We start from the raw sequence: 18,375 nt of genomic DNA on the forward strand, positions 1-18,375 counted from the left end.
CCGCTCCCCCGGCCTTGCTGTCGATCGCCTCGCACTCCCGCCGCGGGGAAGAGCTCGATGACCTGGCATGCCTCTCCGGGTACTTCGAGGGCATCGGGCCGGGGCCCCGCACCCGGGGCCAGATTGAGCCTCGTGGATTCGCGGGACTGGTCGGGGTGCGCCCCGACGTCGCTGGGATGGTGCATTGCGGACATGGTTCCTCCTTGGTGGTCGGGCGTAGCCGCGGTGCAGGCCCGGTGGGTGGGCTTGCCGGCTCGCCGGGGTGGTCCCGCTTCGCGGCGGGCCCATGGCGCCCAAAGACGCCGCCTGCCCGGTGGGCAGGGGTCGTGGCGGCGGGATCACCCGCCGGGCAGCATCGCCAGGAGCACGGGCACGACGCCGAGGCACAGGAAAGCTGGGAGGGAGCAGACTCCCAAGGGAATGACGAGCTTGACCCCCAGCGCCGCGGCGCGCTTCTCGAGTTCCCGGTGCCTGCTGCGCCGCAGCTGCCGCGCCCGCGAGTACAGCAGCTCGGCAGAGGGTGCTCCGGTTGATGCCGCGAAGCGCAGGGCCGTTCGGAGTTCGTCGACGGCCGACCCGGGCGCCGCGTCCGGCCACGCATGGTCCCAGGCGGTCCCGAGCCGCAAGGCACCGGACGCCCGTGCCAGCGCCGGTCCCGGCCCGTCGGCGACACCGGCCGCGACCTCGAGCGCCCGCGGCAGCGCCAGGCCCGCCTCGAGCATGGCCCCGAGCAGCTCGAGCAGGAGGGGCACCTCGTCGGGCCGCGCCGGCCCTCGGCGTCCCTGGCCTCCGGCTCGGAGGGGCAGCGGCGGGCCGCCCCCGCCGGTGGGCGCCGTGACGCTGGTGCCGGCTGGCTGCCCCAGAAGGCGGTCGATGCGGCGGCGACCGCCGGCGAGGGCGAGGGCGATGCCTGCGGACGCGGCGACGAGGCCGACGGCGAGGACGGCGCTCATCGTGCCTCCGATGCCGAGCGAACAAGCCGGTCGGACCACCATCGTCCGGCGACGGTCAGTGCTGCCCCGAGGCCGAGGCACATCGCTCCCAGAGGCGTGGAGAGCAGGATCCCGAACGGGTCCGCGCCCATCAGCATCCCGAGTCCGAGCCCCGCCACGGGGAGGATGCTCAGTACCTTCGCAGTGGCGCGAGGCCCGGCGAGGGCCACGGAACGCGCCGCGACCGCGTCAGCGTCGGCCTCGAGCTGGGCCGCGAGCCTCTCGAGGACACCCGCGAGGGCGCTTCCCGAGGCCTCTGCGGCCTCGATGCAGGCCGCCACGCTGAGCCAGATCCCGGCAGCCGCTCGAGCGGCTGGGGGAGCGGAGTGTTCCCCGTCGCGCGCGGCCGTCCGGATGGAGGCTGCGACAGGTCGGCCGAGATCCGCGGACATGGCGGCCGCCCGCAGCACGCGTGGCGTGAGGTCTTCGCTCCCCCGTTGGCCGACCCGGTACGCCTCGGAGGCCTGCCGCCACATCTGCTCGGGGGTGCGGCCCGCGCGCAGCAGAGCGGCGAGCTGCCCCACCAGGATGGCCGCGTGCTGGAACTCCTCCGCGGCCCTGGCCCGTTCCCTCGCCGCCCGGTGTCCTCCCCAGCGCCGGCGCAGCCGCCATGGCGCCGGGAGGACGAGGGCCGCTCCGGGCCGGGGCCGGTAGGCGCCCGCTGCTCCGGCCCCGGCCGCGAGGCGCCAACCCGCGAACAGCAGCGCAGCGATCGTGGCAGCCACGACGGACGCGGCGCTCACGCCGCAGACCTCAGAGCGCAGGGAAGGGCCAGCTCCGAGGCGAGGCGGTCCCAGCCGGGGCCCCGTTCCGATGTGCGGGCCGTCCCGGCGCCGCGGCGCAGTGCATCGGTGACTGCGAGCCCGTGCGGCCCCTCGGTGACCACGGCGATGCTCGCGACCCGGCGGCCTGCCGGGGCCCTCTCCATGTGCACGACCGCGTCCAGGGCACTCGAGGCTTGGAGGAAGGTGGCCTCCCGGGTGAGCCCCGCGAGCGCCCCCAGGGCCGAAAGCCGTGCCACGACGGAGCCCGCCGTATTGGCGTGGACTGTCCCGGCCCCGCTGTGCCCCGTGTTGAGCGCCGAGAGGAGGTCCCTGACCTCGGCGCCGCGGCACTCGCCCACAACGAGCCAGTCCGGCCGCATCCGCAGTGCCTCCCGCACAAGGCGGGCGAGATCGATCCCGCCGGCACCCTCGACGTTGCCGTGGCGCGCTTCCAGGCAGACGGCGTGCCCGTGGTCCGGAGCCAGCTCGGCGGCGTCTTCGACCAGCACGATCCGGTCGGCGGATGGAACCAAGCCGAGGAGGGTGCTCAGCAGTGTCGTCTTCCCCGACCCTGTGGAACCGCTCACGAGGAAGCTGCGCCGCTGCGCGACCAAGGCCTCGAGCACGGTTCTCTGGTCGGGCAGGACCGAGCCGGCAGCCTCGAACTCGTCCAGGGTCATCGGCCGCGCACGCCGCATGCGGATGGAGAGCAGGGTTCCGCCGGTGGAGACGGGCGGCAGCACGGCGTGGACGCGGTACCCTCCGGGAAGCCGCACGTCGACGCACGGCGACGAGTCGTCGAGCCGGCGTCCCGCCGCGGCCACGAGCCGGACAGCGAGGGAGCGCAGGGCCTCCTCCGAGGGGAAGGACACCGCGCTCCGCTCGAGTCCCTGCCCCCTGTCGAGCCAGACGCTGTCGGGCGCGTTGACGAACAGGTCCGTCACCGCGGGGTCGTTGGCGAGCGCCTGCAGGGGGCCGAGGCCACGCAGCTCGGCCATGATGGTCTCCACGGCCGCGAGCGCACCCGCCGTGCCCAGCACGCGGCCACTGCCCTGCAGGGCAGCTGCGACCCGCGCGGCCGTCACCGGCCCCGGCGTCGAGAGCACCGATCTGCGCACGGCGTCCAGCAGCTCCGCGTCGACTGTGCCCTGACCCCTCACCGCGCGACCCTCCGCCCGCGCCCGGCGAGGCTGGAGCCCAGGGCGAGGGCCCCGCCGTCGTCCGCGACAGCGCCCGAGGCCGGCTCGGGCAGCGACGAGAGCACCGCGGCGGCGAGCCGCCGCAGTGGCCTCGAGCGCGCCAGCTCCATGAGGCGCCCCGCCTCCGCGGCGGCCGCGGCCCGTCGGAGATGTGGGATCCGGGCCACGAGGGGGCAGCCGATGAGGCCGGCCAGCTGCTCTGCGTCGACCCCTTCGGCGGTGCCGCCCCGGAGCACCATGCCCAGCGGCACCGGGGGAAGTTCGTGGACGAGCTGGGCGGCGGACAGCGCGCCGCCCAGACTGCCAGGCACCACGACGAGGATCCGGTCGCTGGCCCATCCGAAGTCCTCGAGCCCTTCCCGTCCGCGTCCTACATCGACCACGACGAGGTCGAACGCTCCCCGTCCCGCCTCCATCACCGCCGAGACCGCGGACCCTGGCATCCGCACAGCGTGCCCCGGCCCCGCAGGCCAGGAGAGGACCGCGGCCCCGCCCACCCGCGGCAGTGACGCGGCCAGCTGGTCCGGGTTGATGGCCCCGCTGGCAGAGCCGAGGTCCGGCCACCGCAGCCCCTCCATGGGCTGCTCGCCGAGGGCAGCCTCGAGCCCTCCCGCGAGCCGGTCGCCGTCCACGAGCAGAACCCGCGCGCCGCCATGCGCCGCGGCGCCTGCGAGCAGCACCGCTGTCGTGCTGGCGCCAGCGCCGCCGCGGCCGCCGACGATGCCGACCACCAGCCCGGATCGCCCCTGTGCGCCCCGCCTGCCCATGAACTCCACGAGCCAGCCAGCAGCCTCCGGCAGCTCGGCCACGTGGTCGATGCCGAGCGCCGCAGCCCTGTCCCAGAGCTGATGGCGTTGGCCGGCACCACCGACGAGGATGGTCGAGCCGCGCCGCTGCGGGGGAACTTCGCTGACATCCGCCCCGAGCAGCACGAGGTCTGCCCCCGTCCAGAGGCGCGGGTCCTCGCTTGCGGAGCCCACACCCTCGAAGGCGACGCCGGCCACCGCAGCCGCTCTCGCGCACTCGTCCCGGAGCGCAGCGTCACCGGTGATGCAGCACACGACTGCCCCTGCCTCGGGGAGCCACCCCCCGGCGCCAGCCGACTGTTCCTGCTCGTTCCTCGCCATGCCGTCCAGACTTCCCAGTCCGCGGATCCACCGGAACCTGCCCGACCGCCCATGTGGACAACACGCCTTGGGTCGCCCTGTGGAGGGCGAGTGCATGCGCGCGGACAGGGAAGAATGGGGGGCGTGTTCCAGCTCGTCGCCCCCGCATCGGACGGCGGAGTGCTGCTGCAGCGCCTCGACCGGACGGGCGCGCCGGCGCGCCCCGCCCGGGTGGTTCCCGCCAGCGGCTTCGCCGAGCTTGCCCGCCGGGTCGAGGCGGAGGAACACCCGCGGTGGGTGTGGCAGCGCACCTCAGACTGGTACCCGCGGCTCCTCGCCGCAGGCGTCGAGGTCCAGCGGTGCCACGACCTCACCCTCAGTGCCGCGATCCTCGCCCACTCGGCCTACGCGGCCGGCAGCGGCTATACGTCCGCGATCCCCGTCGGCGGGCCCCTCGATGAGCCGGAGGCTGGTCGGGGCGCGTGGCCTGTCCAGCACCAGTACGCGCTGTTCGACGCGAGACCCACCGGCGTAGGGGCCGAGGCGGCCATCGCCGAGCTCTCAGCCCAGCTTGCGACGGTCGCAGGATCAGCACGACGCCAGAGACTCGCTCTGCTGCTCGCCGCCGAGTCGGCGGGGGCGCTCGCCGCTGCCGAGATGCAGCATGCGGGGGTCCCGTGGGACGCGGCCGTCCACGATGCCCTCCTCGCCGAGCGGCTCGGTCCGCGGCCCCCGGGGACGGCGCGGCCCGCCCTCCTCGAGGCGAAGGCCGCCGAGCTCCGTGCGCTCCTCGGTTCGCCGCGCCTCAACCCGGATTCGCCGCAGGAGCTCATCCGTGCGCTCCACCGGGCCGGCATCGAGGCGAACACCACCCGTGCGTGGGAGCTGCGGACGTTCACGCACCCGGCTGTCGCCCCGCTGCTCGAGTACAAGAAGATGGCGCGCCTGCTCGCTGCCAACGGCTGGGCGTGGCTGGACACCTGGGTCTCGGACGGCCGCTTCCGCCCCGAGTATGTGGTCGGCGGGGTGGTGACCGGGCGGTGGGCCTCGCGGGGCGGGGGCGCGATGCAGATCCCGGCCGAGATCCGCTCCGCCGCCCGCGCGCTCCCCGGCCACCGCCTCATCGTTGCGGACGCCTCGCAGCTGGAGCCGCGGGTCCTCGCGGCGCTTGCCGGCGACGACGCGATGGCCGACGCGGCGCGTGGGCGAGACCTCTACGCGGGGATCGCGGCCGCGGGCTTCGGCGGCGACCGGGCCCAGGCGAAGGTCGCCCTCCTCGGCGCCATCTACGGCGCGACGACGGGTGAGTCGGGCCGGCTCATGCCGCAGCTCGCCCGCCTGTATCCGCGGGCCGTCGCGCTCGTCGAGCAGGCGGCCAGGGCCGGCGAGCGGGGGCTTGCGGTGACGACCCACCTGGGGCGCAGCACTCCTCCTCCGTCACCCCGCTGGCTGGCGTCGCAGCGCACCACGAGCGCGCAGGAGCAGCACCGCGCCGATGCGATGGCCCGCGACAGGGGCCGCTTCACGCGAAACTTCGTGGTGCAGGGAACGGCCGCCGAGTGGGCCGAGTGCTGGATGGCCGACCTTCGGGGAAGGCTGCGGCGCATCAGATCGGGCGGGCACCGCGCAGAACTCGTGTACTTCCTCCACGACGAGGTGGTCATCCACGCTGAGGAGGCGGCCGCCGAGGAGTGCGCCGCGGCCGTCCAGGACGCGGCCAGGACCGCTGGGCGGCTGCTCTTCCACGACGCTCCCGTCGAGTTCCCGCTCAGCGTCGCCGTGGTCGAGTCCTACGACCGCGCGAAGTAGGCGCACCTGGGGCTTCTTGGGCTAGGGGTCGACCCGGTGCTCCCGGGTCCGGTCCCAGGGAACCGACCAGCCCAGGGCGGTGAACAGGGAATCGAGGACCATGGCGGTGAAGCCCCATACGAGGACGCCGTTGACCTGGAACCCGGGGCTCGCGAAGCGCGCACCCCGGCGGTGGAGCACGGCCATGACCCGGTTGTCCGGGTCCAGCAGGTCCCGGACGGGGGTGCGGAACACCTGCGCGGACTCCCCGTAGTCCACCACGTCCACCGGGGACGGGGAGGCCCACCATCCGACCACGGGGGTGACGAGGAAGTGGCTCACAGCCATGCCCAGCGGGGGCAGCTCGCCCAGCACCTCGACCCCGGAAGGGTCGAGGCCGGTCTCCTCTCGGGCCTCGCGGAGGGCGCAGTCCGCCAAGGTGGCGTCCTCAGGGTCCTGGCTGCCGCCCGGAAAGGCGACTTGGCCGGGGTGCGAGCCCAGGGTCGCGGCCCGCTCGAGGAGCAGGACGTCGAGGTCCGCGGGAGCGAGCGGGCGGCGCGAGACCGCTGGGACGTCATCGAGGACCCCGAAGAGGACGAGGACAGCGGCCTTCCGCGAGGGCCCGGGCAGGGTCGCCGGGTGCCAACGGCGGTCGAAGGGGTCGGTGTGGCCCGCGCGGATGGCGCGGACGAGCTCCTCGAGTTCCGCCCGCGCGCTCACTGGCGCGGCCCCGGTGTGGCGTCCGGGCCGGCCACCGGTTCCGCCGGCGACGCGGCCAGCGTCTCCGTCCTCCGGCGGATCGCGGCGGCGTCGGAGAAGTTGGCGACCATCTCGGCGTGGAGGTCCTCCCGGCCCGGCGCCATCTCGAACCGCAGCAGCCGGCGCGCCTTGACCGGGTCGGTCTCGCCCTCGCCGAACGAGGGGCACAGGGAGGCCACCGGGCAGGCGCCGCAGGCCGGCTTGCGTGCGAGGCACACGCGCCGGCCGTGGAACACGACGCGGTGGGAGAGCATCGTCCAGTCCCGGGGCTCGAACAGTTCCATCACGTCCCGCTCGATCACCACGGGGTCGTCGGACGCCGTCCACCCGAACCGCTTGGCGAGCCGGGCGAAGTGGGTGTCGACGGTGATCCCGGGGACGCCGAAGGCATTGCCGAGCACCACATTGGCCGTCTTGCGGCCGACGCCGGGCAGCGTCACCAGTTCTGCCAGCGTCCCGGGCACCTCGCCGTCGAACTCATCGACGACCTTGCGCGCCAGAGTGTGGATGCTGCGCGCCTTGGCCCTGAAGAACCCGGTGGGCCGGATGATCTCCTCGATGTCGGCGAGCTCGCCCTCCGAGAGGGCCCGGGCGTCGGGGTACCGGGCGAACAGGACGGCCGTCACCTGGTTCACCCGGACGTCGGTCGTCTGTGCACTCAGCACGGTGGCGACCAGGAGCTCGAACGGGTTCCGGAAGTCCAGCTCGGCATGCGCATACGGGTACGCCTCGGCAAGGACGCGGTTGATCTTCCGTGCCCGTCGCTTGAGCCCGAGGGGGGTCTCGTCGTGGCTCATCCGCCGTCGGCGGGGCCCGGCGACCGCCGCGTCGCTCACGCGCGTTCGATCCCCGAGAGATCGCGCAGGACCCCGACGCGGCCGTCGGGGCTCTGGACAACGAACTCCTGTCCACGATCCTGGAGTGCGAGGATCCACTGCCCGGGCTCGAGGTTGAACACCGGCTGGCCAGTGGAGGCGTCCACCGCCGTGCGGGGCTGGCTGACGGCGAACCAGAAGGCCTCGTAGCGCGCGCCGTCGTCGTCGTACGGCCGGGTCGCCCCGATGTCGTCGGCGACGCTGCCCTGCCCGTCCGCGGCACCGCCGTCCGCGGCACCGTCGTCCTCGGCTCCCCCGCGGGCCGCCGTCGGGAACACGGCCGTGGCCGGGCCTGCACCGGCCGCCCCGACGATCTCGGTCGGCGCTGCGGTCCCAGCGGTTGCAGGCTCAGTGGAGGCAGGACCGGCAGGCTCAGTGGAGGCAGGACCGGCGGCCCCAGTGGAGGCAGGACCGGCGGCCCCAGTGGAGGCGGAACCGACGGGCTCTGCCGGCTCTGCCGCGGCCGGTTCCTCGGGGGCTGCAGACGCCGCAGGCTCTGCCGCCGCGACGGGCGCCTGGGCCGCCGCGACGGGCGCCTCGGCCGCGGGCACCGCAGGTGCGGACGCCGCAGGCTCAGACTGCGCGACGGGAGCACCATAGGCCTCGCCGTCGGCTGCTCCGGGGGTGCCGACGGCGTGCTCGGGCGCCCGGTCGTCTTCGGACACAGGTGCGCCAGGCCCGGTTCCCGCCGCCGCCGGCCCAGCCGCCTCCGCCGGCGCGCCGCCGAACGGCGGGATGGGGCCACCGCTGCTCGGGCCGGCGCCGGGGACGGCGGCGGCCTCGCCGGGCCGCCCGGACGGCTGCGCGAAGGGGCCGCCCCACTCGTTCCCAGCCGGGCTCCCCCATTCGTTCCCCGCAGCGCCGGAGCCGGGCCCAGCGCCGGCGGGCCCCGGCCCGGGCTTCCCAGCGCCAACGAGTCCGCGCTTCGTCTTGCCGGGGCCGGCCGGGCGGGGCGCGGGGGGCACGGCGTCGCGCGCCACGACGTGGGCGGGGACCTCCGGCCTGCCCGCGAAGTCGACCGCGAACGCGGGGATGAGCCGCGCGAGGGTCGTGGCGGCCAGCATGGCCAGGCCGCCCAGCAGGCCCACCACGGCACCGGGCGAGAGGGTGGTGACGGTGCCGAGGAAGTAGAAGGCGGCGCTCAGGACGGAGGCGACAGAGGCGAACTGGTCCACCGAGAGGGAGCCGACACGCAGCCTGCGCGCGGGCTCGAGCCGCCGCCAGGCGAACAGGGCTGCGGTCGCCACGGGGACGAGGATGCCGATCCCGAGGAAGTACAGGCCCGCCGCGTTCCAGAGGTTCCCGACGCCGAACAGCGGCAGGAGGGAGGCCACGAACGTGATGAGCACGCCTCCGAACAGGGTCAGGTCACGCGTGGTGAACGGTCCGAGCACGGACTCGCTGCGGCGCCCCTCGGACGGGCTCTGGCTGGGGTCAGACATGAGTCACTCCTTCGGTCTTGAGTTCAGCCTAGCCATACCGCCATGGGGGCACCTAGGCGGCCGCCGGCGGCAGCGGGGTGGCCGGCGAGGGGTGGAGGACGACGGCGGGCGGCGGCCACTCGGCGTCGGGCGCCTACCGCCTGCCGCAGGTCTGCGGCCGCCCGGCGCGGGAGTGTGACGCTCGCAACGTCGCTGCGACCCCTTTGGGGCTACTGTTGACATCAGGCAGCCGGTGTGTGCGGCCTCACATCCGACGGTGGCGTCCTGCCCCGCGGCCGGGGCGGCAGGATCGGCTGGATCATGCGAGGAACGAGCCGAAAGGACACCATGGCCCACGAAACCGTCACGGGCGACGCCTTCGAGAACCTGCTCCGGGAGAAGCGCCAGTTCGCGCCCTCCCCCGAGTTCGCGGCGGCGGCGAACGTCCACGAAGGCATCTATGCCGAGGCGAACGCTGATCCCGAGGCCTTCTGGGCCGCGCAGGCCCGCGAGCGCCTCACCTGGTCGAAGGACTTCTCCCAGACGCTGGACTGGTCCGACCCGCCCTTCGCGAAGTGGTTCGTCGGCGGGGAGGTCAACGCCGCCTACAACGCGCTCGACCGGCATGTCGAGAACGGCCTCGGCGACCGGGTCGCGATCCACTTCGAGGGCGAGCCGGGCGACACCGAGACGATCACGTACGCCGATCTGACCGAGCGCGTCAAGCGCGCGGCGAACGCGTTCGAGTCGCTCGGGGTCGCCAAGGGCGACCGCGTCGCCGTGTACCTGCCGATGATCCCCGAGGCCGTCGTGACGATGCTCGCGTGCGCGCGCATCGGCGCGATCCACTCGGTCGTGTTCGGGGGCTTCTCCTCCGAGGCGCTCCGCTCCCGCATCGACGACGCGGAGGCCAAGCTCGTGGTCACCGCGGACGGGACCTACCGCCGCGGCAAGCCCAGCCCGCTCAAGCCTGCGGTGGACGAGGCCCTCGCCGAGGACGGGCACACGGTGCAGCACGTCGTCGTCGTGCGGCGCAACGGCCAGGACGTGGCCTGGACCGAGGGCCGCGACCTGGACTGGTCCGAGGTCATGGGGGCAGCCTCCGCCGAGCACACCGCCGTGGGCCACGACGCCGAGCACCCGCTGTTCATCCTCTACACGTCCGGCACCACGGGGAAGCCGAAGGGCATCCTGCACACCACGGGCGGCTACCTGACCCAGACCGCGTTCACGCACTCGGCCGTGTTCGACCTCAAGCCGGAGACGGACGTCTACTGGTGCACCGCGGACATCGGCTGGGTGACCGGCCACTCGTACGTCGCCTACGCCCCCCTCGTGAACGGCGCCACCCAGGTCATGTACGAGGGCACGCCGGACTCGCCGCACCAGGGCCGGTGGTGGGAGATCGTTCAGAAGTACAAGGTCTCGGTCCTCTACACCGCCCCCACGGCGATCCGCACCATGATGAAGTGGGGCTCGGACATCCCGGCCAAGTACGACCTCTCCTCGATCCGGGTCCTCGGCTCCGTGGGCGAGCCCATCAACCCCGAGGCGTGGATGTGGTACCGCGAGGTGATCGGCGGCAACGGCGGCCGCAGGGAGGAGCGCGCGCCGATCGTGGACACCTGGTGGCAGACCGAGACCGGCGCGATCATGATCGCGCCGCTGCCCGGCATCACCGCCACGAAGCCGGGCTCGGCGCAGGTTCCGCTCCCGGGCATTGCGGTGGACGTCGTGGACGAGGCTGGCCAGCCCGTGCCCGACGGCCACGGCGGCTTCCTCGTGATCCGCAAGCCCTGGCCGGCGATGCTGCGCACCATCTGGGGCGACCCGGAGCGGTTCAAGGACACCTACTGGTCCCGTTTCGAGGGCATGTACTTCGCCGGGGACGGGGCGAAGAAGGACGACGACGGCGACATCTGGCTCCTGGGCCGCGTCGACGACGTCATGAACGTCTCGGGCCACCGCCTCTCCACGACCGAGATCGAGTCCGCGCTCGTCTCCCACCCTTGGGTCGCCGAGGCGGCGGTGGTGGGCGCCGCCGACGAGACCACCGGCCAGGCCGTGGTGGCCTTCGTGATCCTGCGCGGGGAGGCGAGCATCCCCGAGGGCGAGGACCCCGCGGCCGTTCTGCGCGCCCACGTGGGGCACGAGATCGGCCCGATCGCGAAGCCGCGGCACATCCTCGTGGTCCCGGAGCTGCCCAAGACCCGCTCGGGCAAGATCATGCGCCGCCTGCTCAAGGACGTGGCCGAGGGCCGCGACCCCGGCGACGCCACGACCCTCGCGGACCCGACGGTCATGCACAAGATCGCCCAGGACCTGCGCAAGTAGATCCGGCCGCGGAAGGCAACCCGCGGACGACGACGGCGCCCCACCGCTCGCGGTGGGGCGCCGTCGCGTGTGGTGGCGTCGCCCACATCGGCGAGGCCGCGCCGTCGTCCGCGCCGCTAGCAGCCGCACGAGGCGCGGCGCACGAGCTCCGGGGGGAAGATGCGGCTGGTCGCGGGGCCGCCGCCCAGGAGGGATTCGACGGCTGCGGCGGCCATCTCGGCGATCGGCTGGACGAGCGTGGTCAGCGCCGGCCAGCTGTACTCCGCTTCCTCAGAGCCGTCGAACGAGACAATCGCGACGTCCTCGGGGACCCGCACTCCCGACTCGTGGAAGGCCCTCAGGATCCCGACCGCGAGGAGGTCCGAGCTCGCGAACAGCGCCGTCGGCCGGTCGGAGGACGCCGCGAGCTCGAGGCCGAGCCGGTAGCCGGCCCCGCGGCGGAAGGGGGCCCTGATCACCGTGCCCGGGGCGAGGCCCGCGGCGCGGATTCCGTCGAGCCAGCCGGCCTCGCGCCCGTCCAGGCCGCCGCCGGTGGTGGTGCCCATGACGAGCGCGATGTCGCGGTGGCCGTGCGCCGCGAGGTGCTCGGCTGCGGCCCGCCCGCCGCCGCGCAGGTCCACTCCGACGGACGCGAACCCCGGGCTGTCGAGGCTGTGGTTGAGCAGGACCACCGGGATGTCGGCGGACTCGAGTCCGCGCAGGTCCGGCTCGAACAGCACGCTCGAGAGGAACACGCCGTCCACCCTCCGGCTCGCGAGGCTCTCGACGTGGCGGCGCTCGGCCTCGACGGAGGCATCCGAGTTGGCGATGAGCAGCGCGTAGCCGCGCTCGGCGGCGGCAAGCTCGACAGCGTGCGCGAGCATGACGAAGAACGGGTTGGTGGTGTCCGGCACGATCATGCCGAGCATCTCGCTCGAGCCGAGCTTGAGGGCGCGCGCCGCGGCGTTGGGCCGGTACCCCAGAGCAGCGATGGCCTCCCGCACCCGGGCCTCGGTCCCGGGGGCCACCTTCTTGGGGCCGCCGTTCACCACGTAGCTGACCACCGCAGTGCTCACGCCGGCGAGCCGGGCCACGTCCGTGCGGGTGGGGGGCGGCTTCGCTGCGGGATGGCGCATGGCGACCATGCTAGCCGCGCGAAGGGCCAGGCCCGCGAGGAAGGGACCCCCTTGGACTGCCGGGGTTACTCGTGTAGATTGCGGGCAGTCCCGCGTCGGATCCCGTCCACCACGTCCCACGAAAGCAGGTCCCCATGGACCCCCTGCACCTGCGCGCCGCCGGCACCAGCGTCCTCGTCGCCTTCCACTCCGGGGAGGTCGAGATCGTCCACTGGGGCGCCGACCTCGGCGACTCCCTCCCCGACCTCGACCTCCTGACTCCGCCGATCCCGCATTCGGCGCTGGACGTGCCGGTGATCGCGGGGCTCCTTCCGCAGTCATCGTCGGGCTGGCCGGGCCGCCCAGGGCTGCGCGGGTCACGGCTGGCCCTCTCGGGCACTGCAGGTGGGGGCGCGCACGACGGCGCGGTGCCCGGCTTCGCGTTCTCGCCCGCCCTCCGCGTGGTCTCGGCCGAGGCGACACCGGGCGGGCGCGGGGCGCGGATCGTCCAGGCCGACCCCGACGCAGGCGTGCAGGTGATCTCGGAGCTCACGCTGCACAGCGGGGGGCTCCTCGAGCTCTCCCACGAGCTGGCGAACACCGGGACCACCCCCTACTGCCTCGACGAGCTCGGCACCGTGCTCCCGGTGCCGGGGGAGGCCGTCGAGCTCCTGGACCTCACGGGGCGCTGGTGCCGCGAGAACCATCCGCAGCGGCACCGCGTCGGCCAGGGCACGTGGGTCCGCTCGGGCCGCCACGGGCGCACGGGCCATGACTCCTCGCTCCTCCTTGCTGCCGGCTCCGCCGGCTTCTCCAACCGCGCGGGCCGGGTCTGGGCCGTGCACTTCGCCTGGTCCGGCAACCACGAGCAGTACCTCGACTCGCTCGCCGACGGGCGCCGGACACTCGGTGCGGCGGAGCTGCTGGGCCCGGGCGAGGTGGTCCTCGCCCCCGGGGAGGCCTACCGCACCCCCACCCTGTACGCGGCCTTCTCCGACCGCGGCCTCGACGGGATCACCGAGGCCTTCTACGCGTGGTTCCGGGCACGGCCCAGCCACGTCGGCACCACCGCCGGCCGCGTCCGCCCTGTCGTGCTCAACACCTGGGAGGCCGTGTACTTCGACCACCGGCTCGAGCCGCTGCTCGAGCTCGCCGAGTCCGCTGCCGAGCTCGGCGTGGAGCGCTTCGTCCTCGACGACGGCTGGTTCCGGGGGCGCCGCGACGACCACGCGGGCCTCGGGGACTGGTACGTCGACGAGACCGTGTGGCCCGAGGGACTGACGCCGCTGATCGAGAGGGTCACCGGCCTGGGCATGGAGTTCGGGCTGTGGGTCGAGCCCGAGATGGTCAACCTCGACTCCGACGTGGCCCGGGCCCATCCCGACTGGATCGTGCGCCCGACCGCTGCGGCGGCCGCCGACGGCGGCAGGCTCCCCCTCGAGTGGCGGCACCAGCACATCCTCGACCTGGCGAACCCGGACGCCTGGCAGTACACCTACGACCGCCTCGATGCCCTCCTGGGCGAGAACGACATCGCGTACCTGAAGTGGGACCAGAACCGCGACCTGACCGAGCACGGCCACGCCGGCCGGCCCTCGGTGCACGAGCAGACCCTCGCCGCCTACCGACTCTTCGACGCGCTCCGGGCCGCCCACCCGCACGTCGAGATCGAGTCCTGCTCCTCCGGCGGGGCCCGGGTGGACCTCGGCATCCTCGCCCGCACGGACCGAGTGTGGGCCTCGGACTGCAACGACGCCCTCGAACGCCAGACCATCCAGCGCTGGACCCAGGCCGTCCTGCCGCCCGAGCTCGTGGGCGCCCACGTCGGGCCCACGCATTCGCACACGACCGGCCGCGTCCACGACATCTCGTTCCGGGCCATCACCGCCCTGTTCGGCCACTTCGGCCTGGAGTGGGACATCCGCCAGGCCACCCCGGCCGAACGCGAGACGCTCCGGCGCGCCATCGCGCTCTACAAGCGCCACCGCGGCCTGATCCACTCGGGCGTCCGGATCAACGCAGACCTCGGCGAACCCAACCTCCGGCTGCACGGCGTCGTCTCCCAGAGCGGCACCGAGGGACTCTTCGCAGCCGTCTCCCTGGGCACCCTCATGGCGGAGGCTCCCGGACGGGTCGCTGTGCCCGGGCTCGACCCCGAGCGGACCTACCGGGTGCGCGCGGCGCTCCCGACACCCGAGGACGCCGACTGGGCCGACAGCTTCACCCAGACCGCGCCCCCGCGATGGATCGCCGCGGGGGCCACGGCGTCCGGCCGATTCCTCGCCGAGGTCGGTCTGCCCCTGCCGATCCTCCGCCCGGAGCACGCGCTCCTGATCGAGGCCAAGGTCACAGAACAGTCCGTTTCTGATTAGTTCTGTACGTTTCTGTTCGGATCGCCTACCCTAGGTGACGGCGGTCACACTCAGTACCCATCGAGCGTGACCGCCCACCAAGCCCTTCCGAGCAAGAGACAGGCCTCCTGATGGACATGACCGATCTCACCCGCCGCCTCGGCGACGGGGCACCCCGCATCGCCTTCGGCGCGGACTACAACCCGGAGCAGTGGCCCGAGGAGGTGTGGGAACGGGACGTCGAGCTCATGCGGGAGGCAGGCGTCAACCTCGTCAGCCTCGGCATCTTCTCGTGGGCCCTCCTCGAGCCCGAGGAAGGCCGGTACGAGTTCGGCTGGCTCGACCGGGTGATGGATCTCCTGCACACCCACGGCATCGCGGTGGACCTCGCCAACGCGAGCGCCTCCCCGCCACCGTGGTTCACCGTGAGGTACCCGGACTCCGCTCCCGTCAGCGCGGATGGCGTCCGCCAGACCCATGGTTCCCGCCAGGCCTTCGCTGCCTGCTCGCCGGACTACCGGCGCGCCGCCGCGGCGCTGACCACCGCGATCGCCGAGCGCTACTCAGGCCACCCGGCGCTGGCGATGTGGCACGTGCACAACGAGTACGGCTGCCACAACCAGCCCGACTACGGACCGCACGCCGCGCGCGGCTTCCGGGCCTGGCTCGAGCGCCGGTACGGCACGCTGGAGGCTCTCAACGATGCCTGGGGAACGGCGTTCTGGTCCCAGCACTACTACGCCTGGGCGGAGATCATGCCGCCGCGGCGCTCGGGCACCTGGGTCAACCCCACGCACCAGCTGGACTTCGCGCGCTTCTCCTCCGACTCGCTCCTCGAGTGCTTCGAGGCCGAGGCCGCGATCATCCGGGCACATTCGGACAAGCCCGTCACCACCAACTTCATGGGCACCAACATGGGACTGGCCGCACCGATCGACTACTGGCGCTGGTCCGCGAGCATGGACATCGTCTCCAACGACCACTACCTCATCGCGGAGGACGTGCGGAACTACCAGGACCTCGCCCTCACGGCCGACCTGACGCGGGGCTGGGCGGGCGGGCGCCCGTGGCTGCTCATGGAGCACTCGACCTCGGCCGTGAACTGGCAGCCGCGCAACATCGCCAAGGCGCCGGGCGAGATGCTCCGCAACTCCTTCCAGCACCTGGCCAGGGGCGCGGACGGGATCATGTTCTTCCAGTGGCGCGCCTCCCGGGCCGGCGCCGAGAAGTACCACTCGGGCATGGTCCCCCACGCCGGTACGGACACCAAGGTCTGGCGGGAGGTCGTCGAACTCGGGAAGGCTCTGCGCTCGGCCTCCGAGGTCGCGGGGTCGCGGGTGGCGGCGGAGGCGGCGCTCCTCTTCGACACCGATGCCCGCTGGGGCGCCGAGCTCGACTCCCATCCGAGCATCGAGGCCCAGCCCGTCCGCGAACTGCGCGATTGGCACGACGCGCTCTACCGCCGCGGCGTCACGGCGGACGTCCGGCAGAGCACCGACGACCTCTCCGCCTACCGCCTCGTCGTCGCCCCGATGCTCTACCTCGTCACAGCGGAGGGCGCCGCGAACCTGCACCGGTACGTCGAGGGCGGTGGCACGCTCGTGCTGACGTACTTCTCGGGCATCGTCGACGAGCACGACCACATCATCATGGATCCCGTCGCGGGGCGCGGCTACCCGGGCGCGTTCCGGGACCTGCTCGGCGTCGAGATCGAGGAGTTCTTCCCCCTTCGCGCCGCGGAGACAGTGCGGCTGGGGACCGGGCGCGGCCGCCGCTGGAGCGAGCTCGGCCGCGCCACCGGGGCAGAGGTCCTGGCCCGCTTCGAGGAGGGGCCGACGGCGGGGTCCCCCGCCGTGACGCGCAACGCCGCCGGCGCCGGGCACGCCTACTACGTCGCCACGTCCCCCGATGCCGAAGCGCTCGCCGCGTTCCTCCCCCGCGTGCTCGAGGACGCCGCACTGGGCCCGGCGGCCCCCACGGCAGCGGGCCACGATCTCGAGGTCGTCCTGCGGGTCTCGGAGGATGCGTCCTGGCTCTTCGCCATCAACCACGGCGCCCACGATGCCCGGGTGCCCGCCAGCGGCACAGAACTGCTCTCGGGCACCTCCGTCAGCGGCGAGCTGACTGTGCCCGGCGGCGCGGTCGCCGTCGTGCGCCTGGCGGACGACAGCGGAGCCGGACCCGGAAAGGTCACGGGACGATCAAGCTTTCGTTCCTGATCTTTTCTGAACGTTTTCGAACACCTACTATTTCCAGTGTGACGCAGGTCATAGAAGACCTCGTCCTTCACCCCAGGAGAAGCACATGAACACCCAGCGCAGCGGTTCCTCCTCGCTCACCTTCGATCGGAGGGCCCTGTTGAAGACCCTCGGGATCGGCGCTGTCGGCCTCGCGGGCGTCCCGCTCCTCTCCGCCTGCACCGGCGGCTCGGCCCCCAGCGGCGGCAGCAGCAAGACCATGACCTTCGGTTCCTCCGCCTCGGACGATGTGCCCAAGCGCGCCTACCAGGCGGTCGTCGACGCCTTCCAGAAGAAGTCGGGCGACACGGTCACGACGAACACCGTCCCCCACAACGACTTCCAGAACAAGATCAACTCCTACCTCCAGGGCAGCCCCGACGACGCCTTCACGTGGTTCGCCGGCTACCGCATGCAGTACTACGCGGGCAAGGGGCTCCTCGCCCCGATCGACGACGTATGGGAGAAGATCGGCGCGAACTACTCCGATGCGCTCAAGAAGGCGTCCACCGGCCCCGACGGCAAGATGTACTTCGTCCCCAACTACAACTACCCGTGGGGCTTCTTCTACCGGAAGAGCTTCTGGGCGCAGAAGGGCTACACCGTCCCGAAGACGTTCGACGAGCTCAAGACCCTCGCGGCCAAGATGAAGGGCGACGGCATCATCCCGATCGGCTTTGCCGACAAGGACGGCTGGCCGGCCATGGGCACGTTCGACTACATCAACATGCGCCTGAACGGGTACCAGTTCCACGTGGACCTGTGCGCGCACAAGGAGTCGTGGAACCAGCCCAAGGTGCAGTCCGTGTTCGACACGTGGAAGGCGCTCCTGCCGTTCCAGGACCCGGGCGCCCTCGGCCAGACCTGGCAGGACGCCGCGAAGCTGCTCGGCGACAAGAAGACCGGCATGTACCTGCTCGGCTCCTTCGTCACGCAGCAGTTCACCGATCCGGCGGTCCTCGCCGACATCGACTTCTTCCCCTTCCCGGAGATCGCGGTCGAGGGCCAGGACTCGATCGAGGCCCCGATCGACGGCCTCCTCCTGTCCAAGAAGGGCGGACAGAACCAGGTCGCGAAGGACTTCCTCGCCTTCATGGGCACGCCGGAGGCGCAGAACGCGTACTACTCGGTCGACTCCTCGAACATCGCCACCGCCAAGGGCGCGGACACGTCCAAGTTCTCGGCCCTGAACAAGAAGTGCGCTGACGCGATCGCCGGTGCCAAGAACATCAGCCAGTTCTTCGACCGGGACGCGCTGCCCGCGATGGCGAACAACGTGATGATCCCGGCGCTGCAGTCGTTCATCAAGGACGGCAGCGTGGACATCAAGAACCTTGAGTCCCAGGCCGCCGCGCTCTACGCCGCGCAGTAGGCAACGCCCACAACGCAGCGACCTTTCGGCACGGGCGGATGCCGCTCCGCCCGCGCCGGGCCCTCCCACCGCAGGAAAATCAC

The 18,375-nt window shown here is 72.9% G+C and carries 13 protein-coding genes; 5 read left to right on the plus strand and 8 right to left on the minus strand.

The genetic code is table 11. The features are described 5' to 3' along the window. Positions 1-338: 338 nt before the first annotated feature. From J2W21_RS18990 to ssd, 4 genes are read right to left on the minus strand one after another with little or no spacing between them, the layout of a single operon-like run. The gene (locus J2W21_RS18990) at positions 339-953 is read right to left on the minus strand and encodes a type II secretion system F family protein (RefSeq protein WP_307116079.1); all 615 of its coding nucleotides are present in this window, start codon (positions 951-953) and stop codon (positions 339-341) included. Continuing rightward, positions 950-1,735 (minus strand): type II secretion system F family protein, encoded by a 786-nt coding sequence (locus J2W21_RS18995; RefSeq protein ID WP_307116080.1) that lies wholly within the window; start codon positions 1,733-1,735, stop codon positions 950-952. The genes J2W21_RS18990 and J2W21_RS18995 overlap by 4 nt, the downstream gene beginning before the upstream one ends. Beyond that, entirely contained in the window at positions 1,732-2,916 is a 1,185-nt protein-coding gene (locus J2W21_RS19000; RefSeq protein ID WP_307116081.1) for a TadA family conjugal transfer-associated ATPase, read from the minus strand. The genes J2W21_RS18995 and J2W21_RS19000 overlap by 4 nt, the downstream gene beginning before the upstream one ends. Next, the gene (gene ssd / locus J2W21_RS19005) at positions 2,913-4,082 is read right to left on the minus strand and encodes a septum site-determining protein Ssd (protein ID WP_307116082.1); all 1,170 of its coding nucleotides are present in this window, start codon (positions 4,080-4,082) and stop codon (positions 2,913-2,915) included. Before ssd ends, J2W21_RS19000 begins: the two co-directional genes overlap by 4 nt. Before the next feature lie 114 nt (positions 4,083-4,196). Here ssd and J2W21_RS19010 point away from each other — a divergent pair, with 114 nt between their 5' ends. Then, positions 4,197-5,870, plus strand: coding sequence for a bifunctional 3'-5' exonuclease/DNA polymerase (locus J2W21_RS19010; protein ID WP_307116083.1), 1,674 nt, complete (start codon positions 4,197-4,199; stop codon positions 5,868-5,870). 21 nt (positions 5,871-5,891) lie between these two features. Here J2W21_RS19010 and J2W21_RS19015 read toward each other — a convergent pair whose 3' ends face one another. Genes J2W21_RS19015 through J2W21_RS19025 form a run of 3 tightly spaced genes read right to left on the minus strand, consistent with a single transcriptional unit; the run spans position 5,892 to position 8,925 of the window. After that, positions 5,892-6,569 (minus strand): NUDIX hydrolase, encoded by a 678-nt coding sequence (locus tag J2W21_RS19015; protein ID WP_307116084.1) that lies wholly within the window; start codon positions 6,567-6,569, stop codon positions 5,892-5,894. Beyond that, positions 6,566-7,405: an endonuclease III gene (nth, locus tag J2W21_RS19020; protein ID WP_307116113.1), complete on the minus strand. Its 840-nt coding sequence runs from the start codon at positions 7,403-7,405 to the stop codon at positions 6,566-6,568. Before nth ends, J2W21_RS19015 begins: the two co-directional genes overlap by 4 nt. Before the next feature lie 35 nt (positions 7,406-7,440). After that, the gene (locus J2W21_RS19025) at positions 7,441-8,925 is read right to left on the minus strand and encodes a hypothetical protein (protein ID WP_307116085.1); all 1,485 of its coding nucleotides are present in this window, start codon (positions 8,923-8,925) and stop codon (positions 7,441-7,443) included. 327 nt (positions 8,926-9,252) lie between these two features. Between J2W21_RS19025 and acs the strand changes: the two genes are divergently transcribed. Beyond that, positions 9,253-11,238: an acetate--CoA ligase gene (gene acs, locus J2W21_RS19030; protein ID WP_307116086.1), complete on the plus strand. Its 1,986-nt coding sequence runs from the start codon at positions 9,253-9,255 to the stop codon at positions 11,236-11,238. 116 nt (positions 11,239-11,354) lie between these two features. Here the strand turns inward: acs and J2W21_RS19035 are convergent, their stop codons facing one another. Further along, entirely contained in the window at positions 11,355-12,362 is a 1,008-nt protein-coding gene (locus J2W21_RS19035) for a LacI family DNA-binding transcriptional regulator (RefSeq protein WP_307116087.1), read from the minus strand. Between the two features lie 125 nt (positions 12,363-12,487). Here J2W21_RS19035 and J2W21_RS19040 point away from each other — a divergent pair, with 125 nt between their 5' ends. The 3 genes from J2W21_RS19040 (at position 12,488) to J2W21_RS19050 (ending at position 18,292) form a co-directional block, all read left to right on the plus strand. Beyond that, the gene (locus J2W21_RS19040) at positions 12,488-14,704 is read left to right on the plus strand and encodes an alpha-galactosidase (protein ID WP_307116088.1); all 2,217 of its coding nucleotides are present in this window, start codon (positions 12,488-12,490) and stop codon (positions 14,702-14,704) included. Positions 14,705-14,820: 116 nt separating this feature from the next. After that, on the plus strand, positions 14,821-16,902 hold the full coding sequence (locus tag J2W21_RS19045; protein WP_307116089.1) for a beta-galactosidase: 2,082 nt from the start codon (positions 14,821-14,823) through the stop codon (positions 16,900-16,902). An 85-nt stretch (positions 16,903-16,987) separates the two neighbouring features. Beyond that, on the plus strand, positions 16,988-18,292 hold the full coding sequence (locus J2W21_RS19050) for an ABC transporter substrate-binding protein (RefSeq protein ID WP_307116090.1): 1,305 nt from the start codon (positions 16,988-16,990) through the stop codon (positions 18,290-18,292). Positions 18,293-18,375: the final 83 nt, after the last annotated feature.

This window comes from Sinomonas atrocyanea (assembly GCF_030811715.1).
GTDB lineage: Bacteria > Actinomycetota > Actinomycetes > Actinomycetales > Micrococcaceae > Sinomonas > Sinomonas atrocyanea_A.

What these genes read in the sequence shown, in the direction of transcription:
- J2W21_RS19040 (WP_307116088.1), top strand. Translation starts at nt 12,488, where the DNA reads ATGGACCCCCTGCACCTGCGCGCCGCCGGCACCAGCGTCCTCGTCGCC.
- J2W21_RS19045 (WP_307116089.1), top strand. Translation starts at nt 14,821, where the DNA reads ATGACCGATCTCACCCGCCGCCTCGGCGACGGGGCACCCCGCATCGCC.
- J2W21_RS18990 (WP_307116079.1), bottom strand. Translation starts at nt 953, where the DNA reads ATGAGCGCCGTCCTCGCCGTCGGCCTCGTCGCCGCGTCCGCAGGCATC.
- acs (WP_307116086.1), top strand. Translation starts at nt 9,253, where the DNA reads ATGGCCCACGAAACCGTCACGGGCGACGCCTTCGAGAACCTGCTCCGG.
- J2W21_RS19035 (WP_307116087.1), bottom strand. Translation starts at nt 12,362, where the DNA reads ATGGTCGCCATGCGCCATCCCGCAGCGAAGCCGCCCCCCACCCGCACG.
- J2W21_RS19025 (WP_307116085.1), bottom strand. Translation starts at nt 8,925, where the DNA reads ATGTCTGACCCCAGCCAGAGCCCGTCCGAGGGGCGCCGCAGCGAGTCC.
- J2W21_RS19050 (WP_307116090.1), top strand. Translation starts at nt 16,988, where the DNA reads ATGAACACCCAGCGCAGCGGTTCCTCCTCGCTCACCTTCGATCGGAGG.
- J2W21_RS19010 (WP_307116083.1), top strand. Translation starts at nt 4,197, where the DNA reads ATGGGGGGCGTGTTCCAGCTCGTCGCCCCCGCATCGGACGGCGGAGTG.
- nth (WP_307116113.1), bottom strand. Translation starts at nt 7,405, where the DNA reads ATGAGCCACGACGAGACCCCCCTCGGGCTCAAGCGACGGGCACGGAAG.
- ssd (WP_307116082.1), bottom strand. Translation starts at nt 4,082, where the DNA reads ATGGCGAGGAACGAGCAGGAACAGTCGGCTGGCGCCGGGGGGTGGCTC.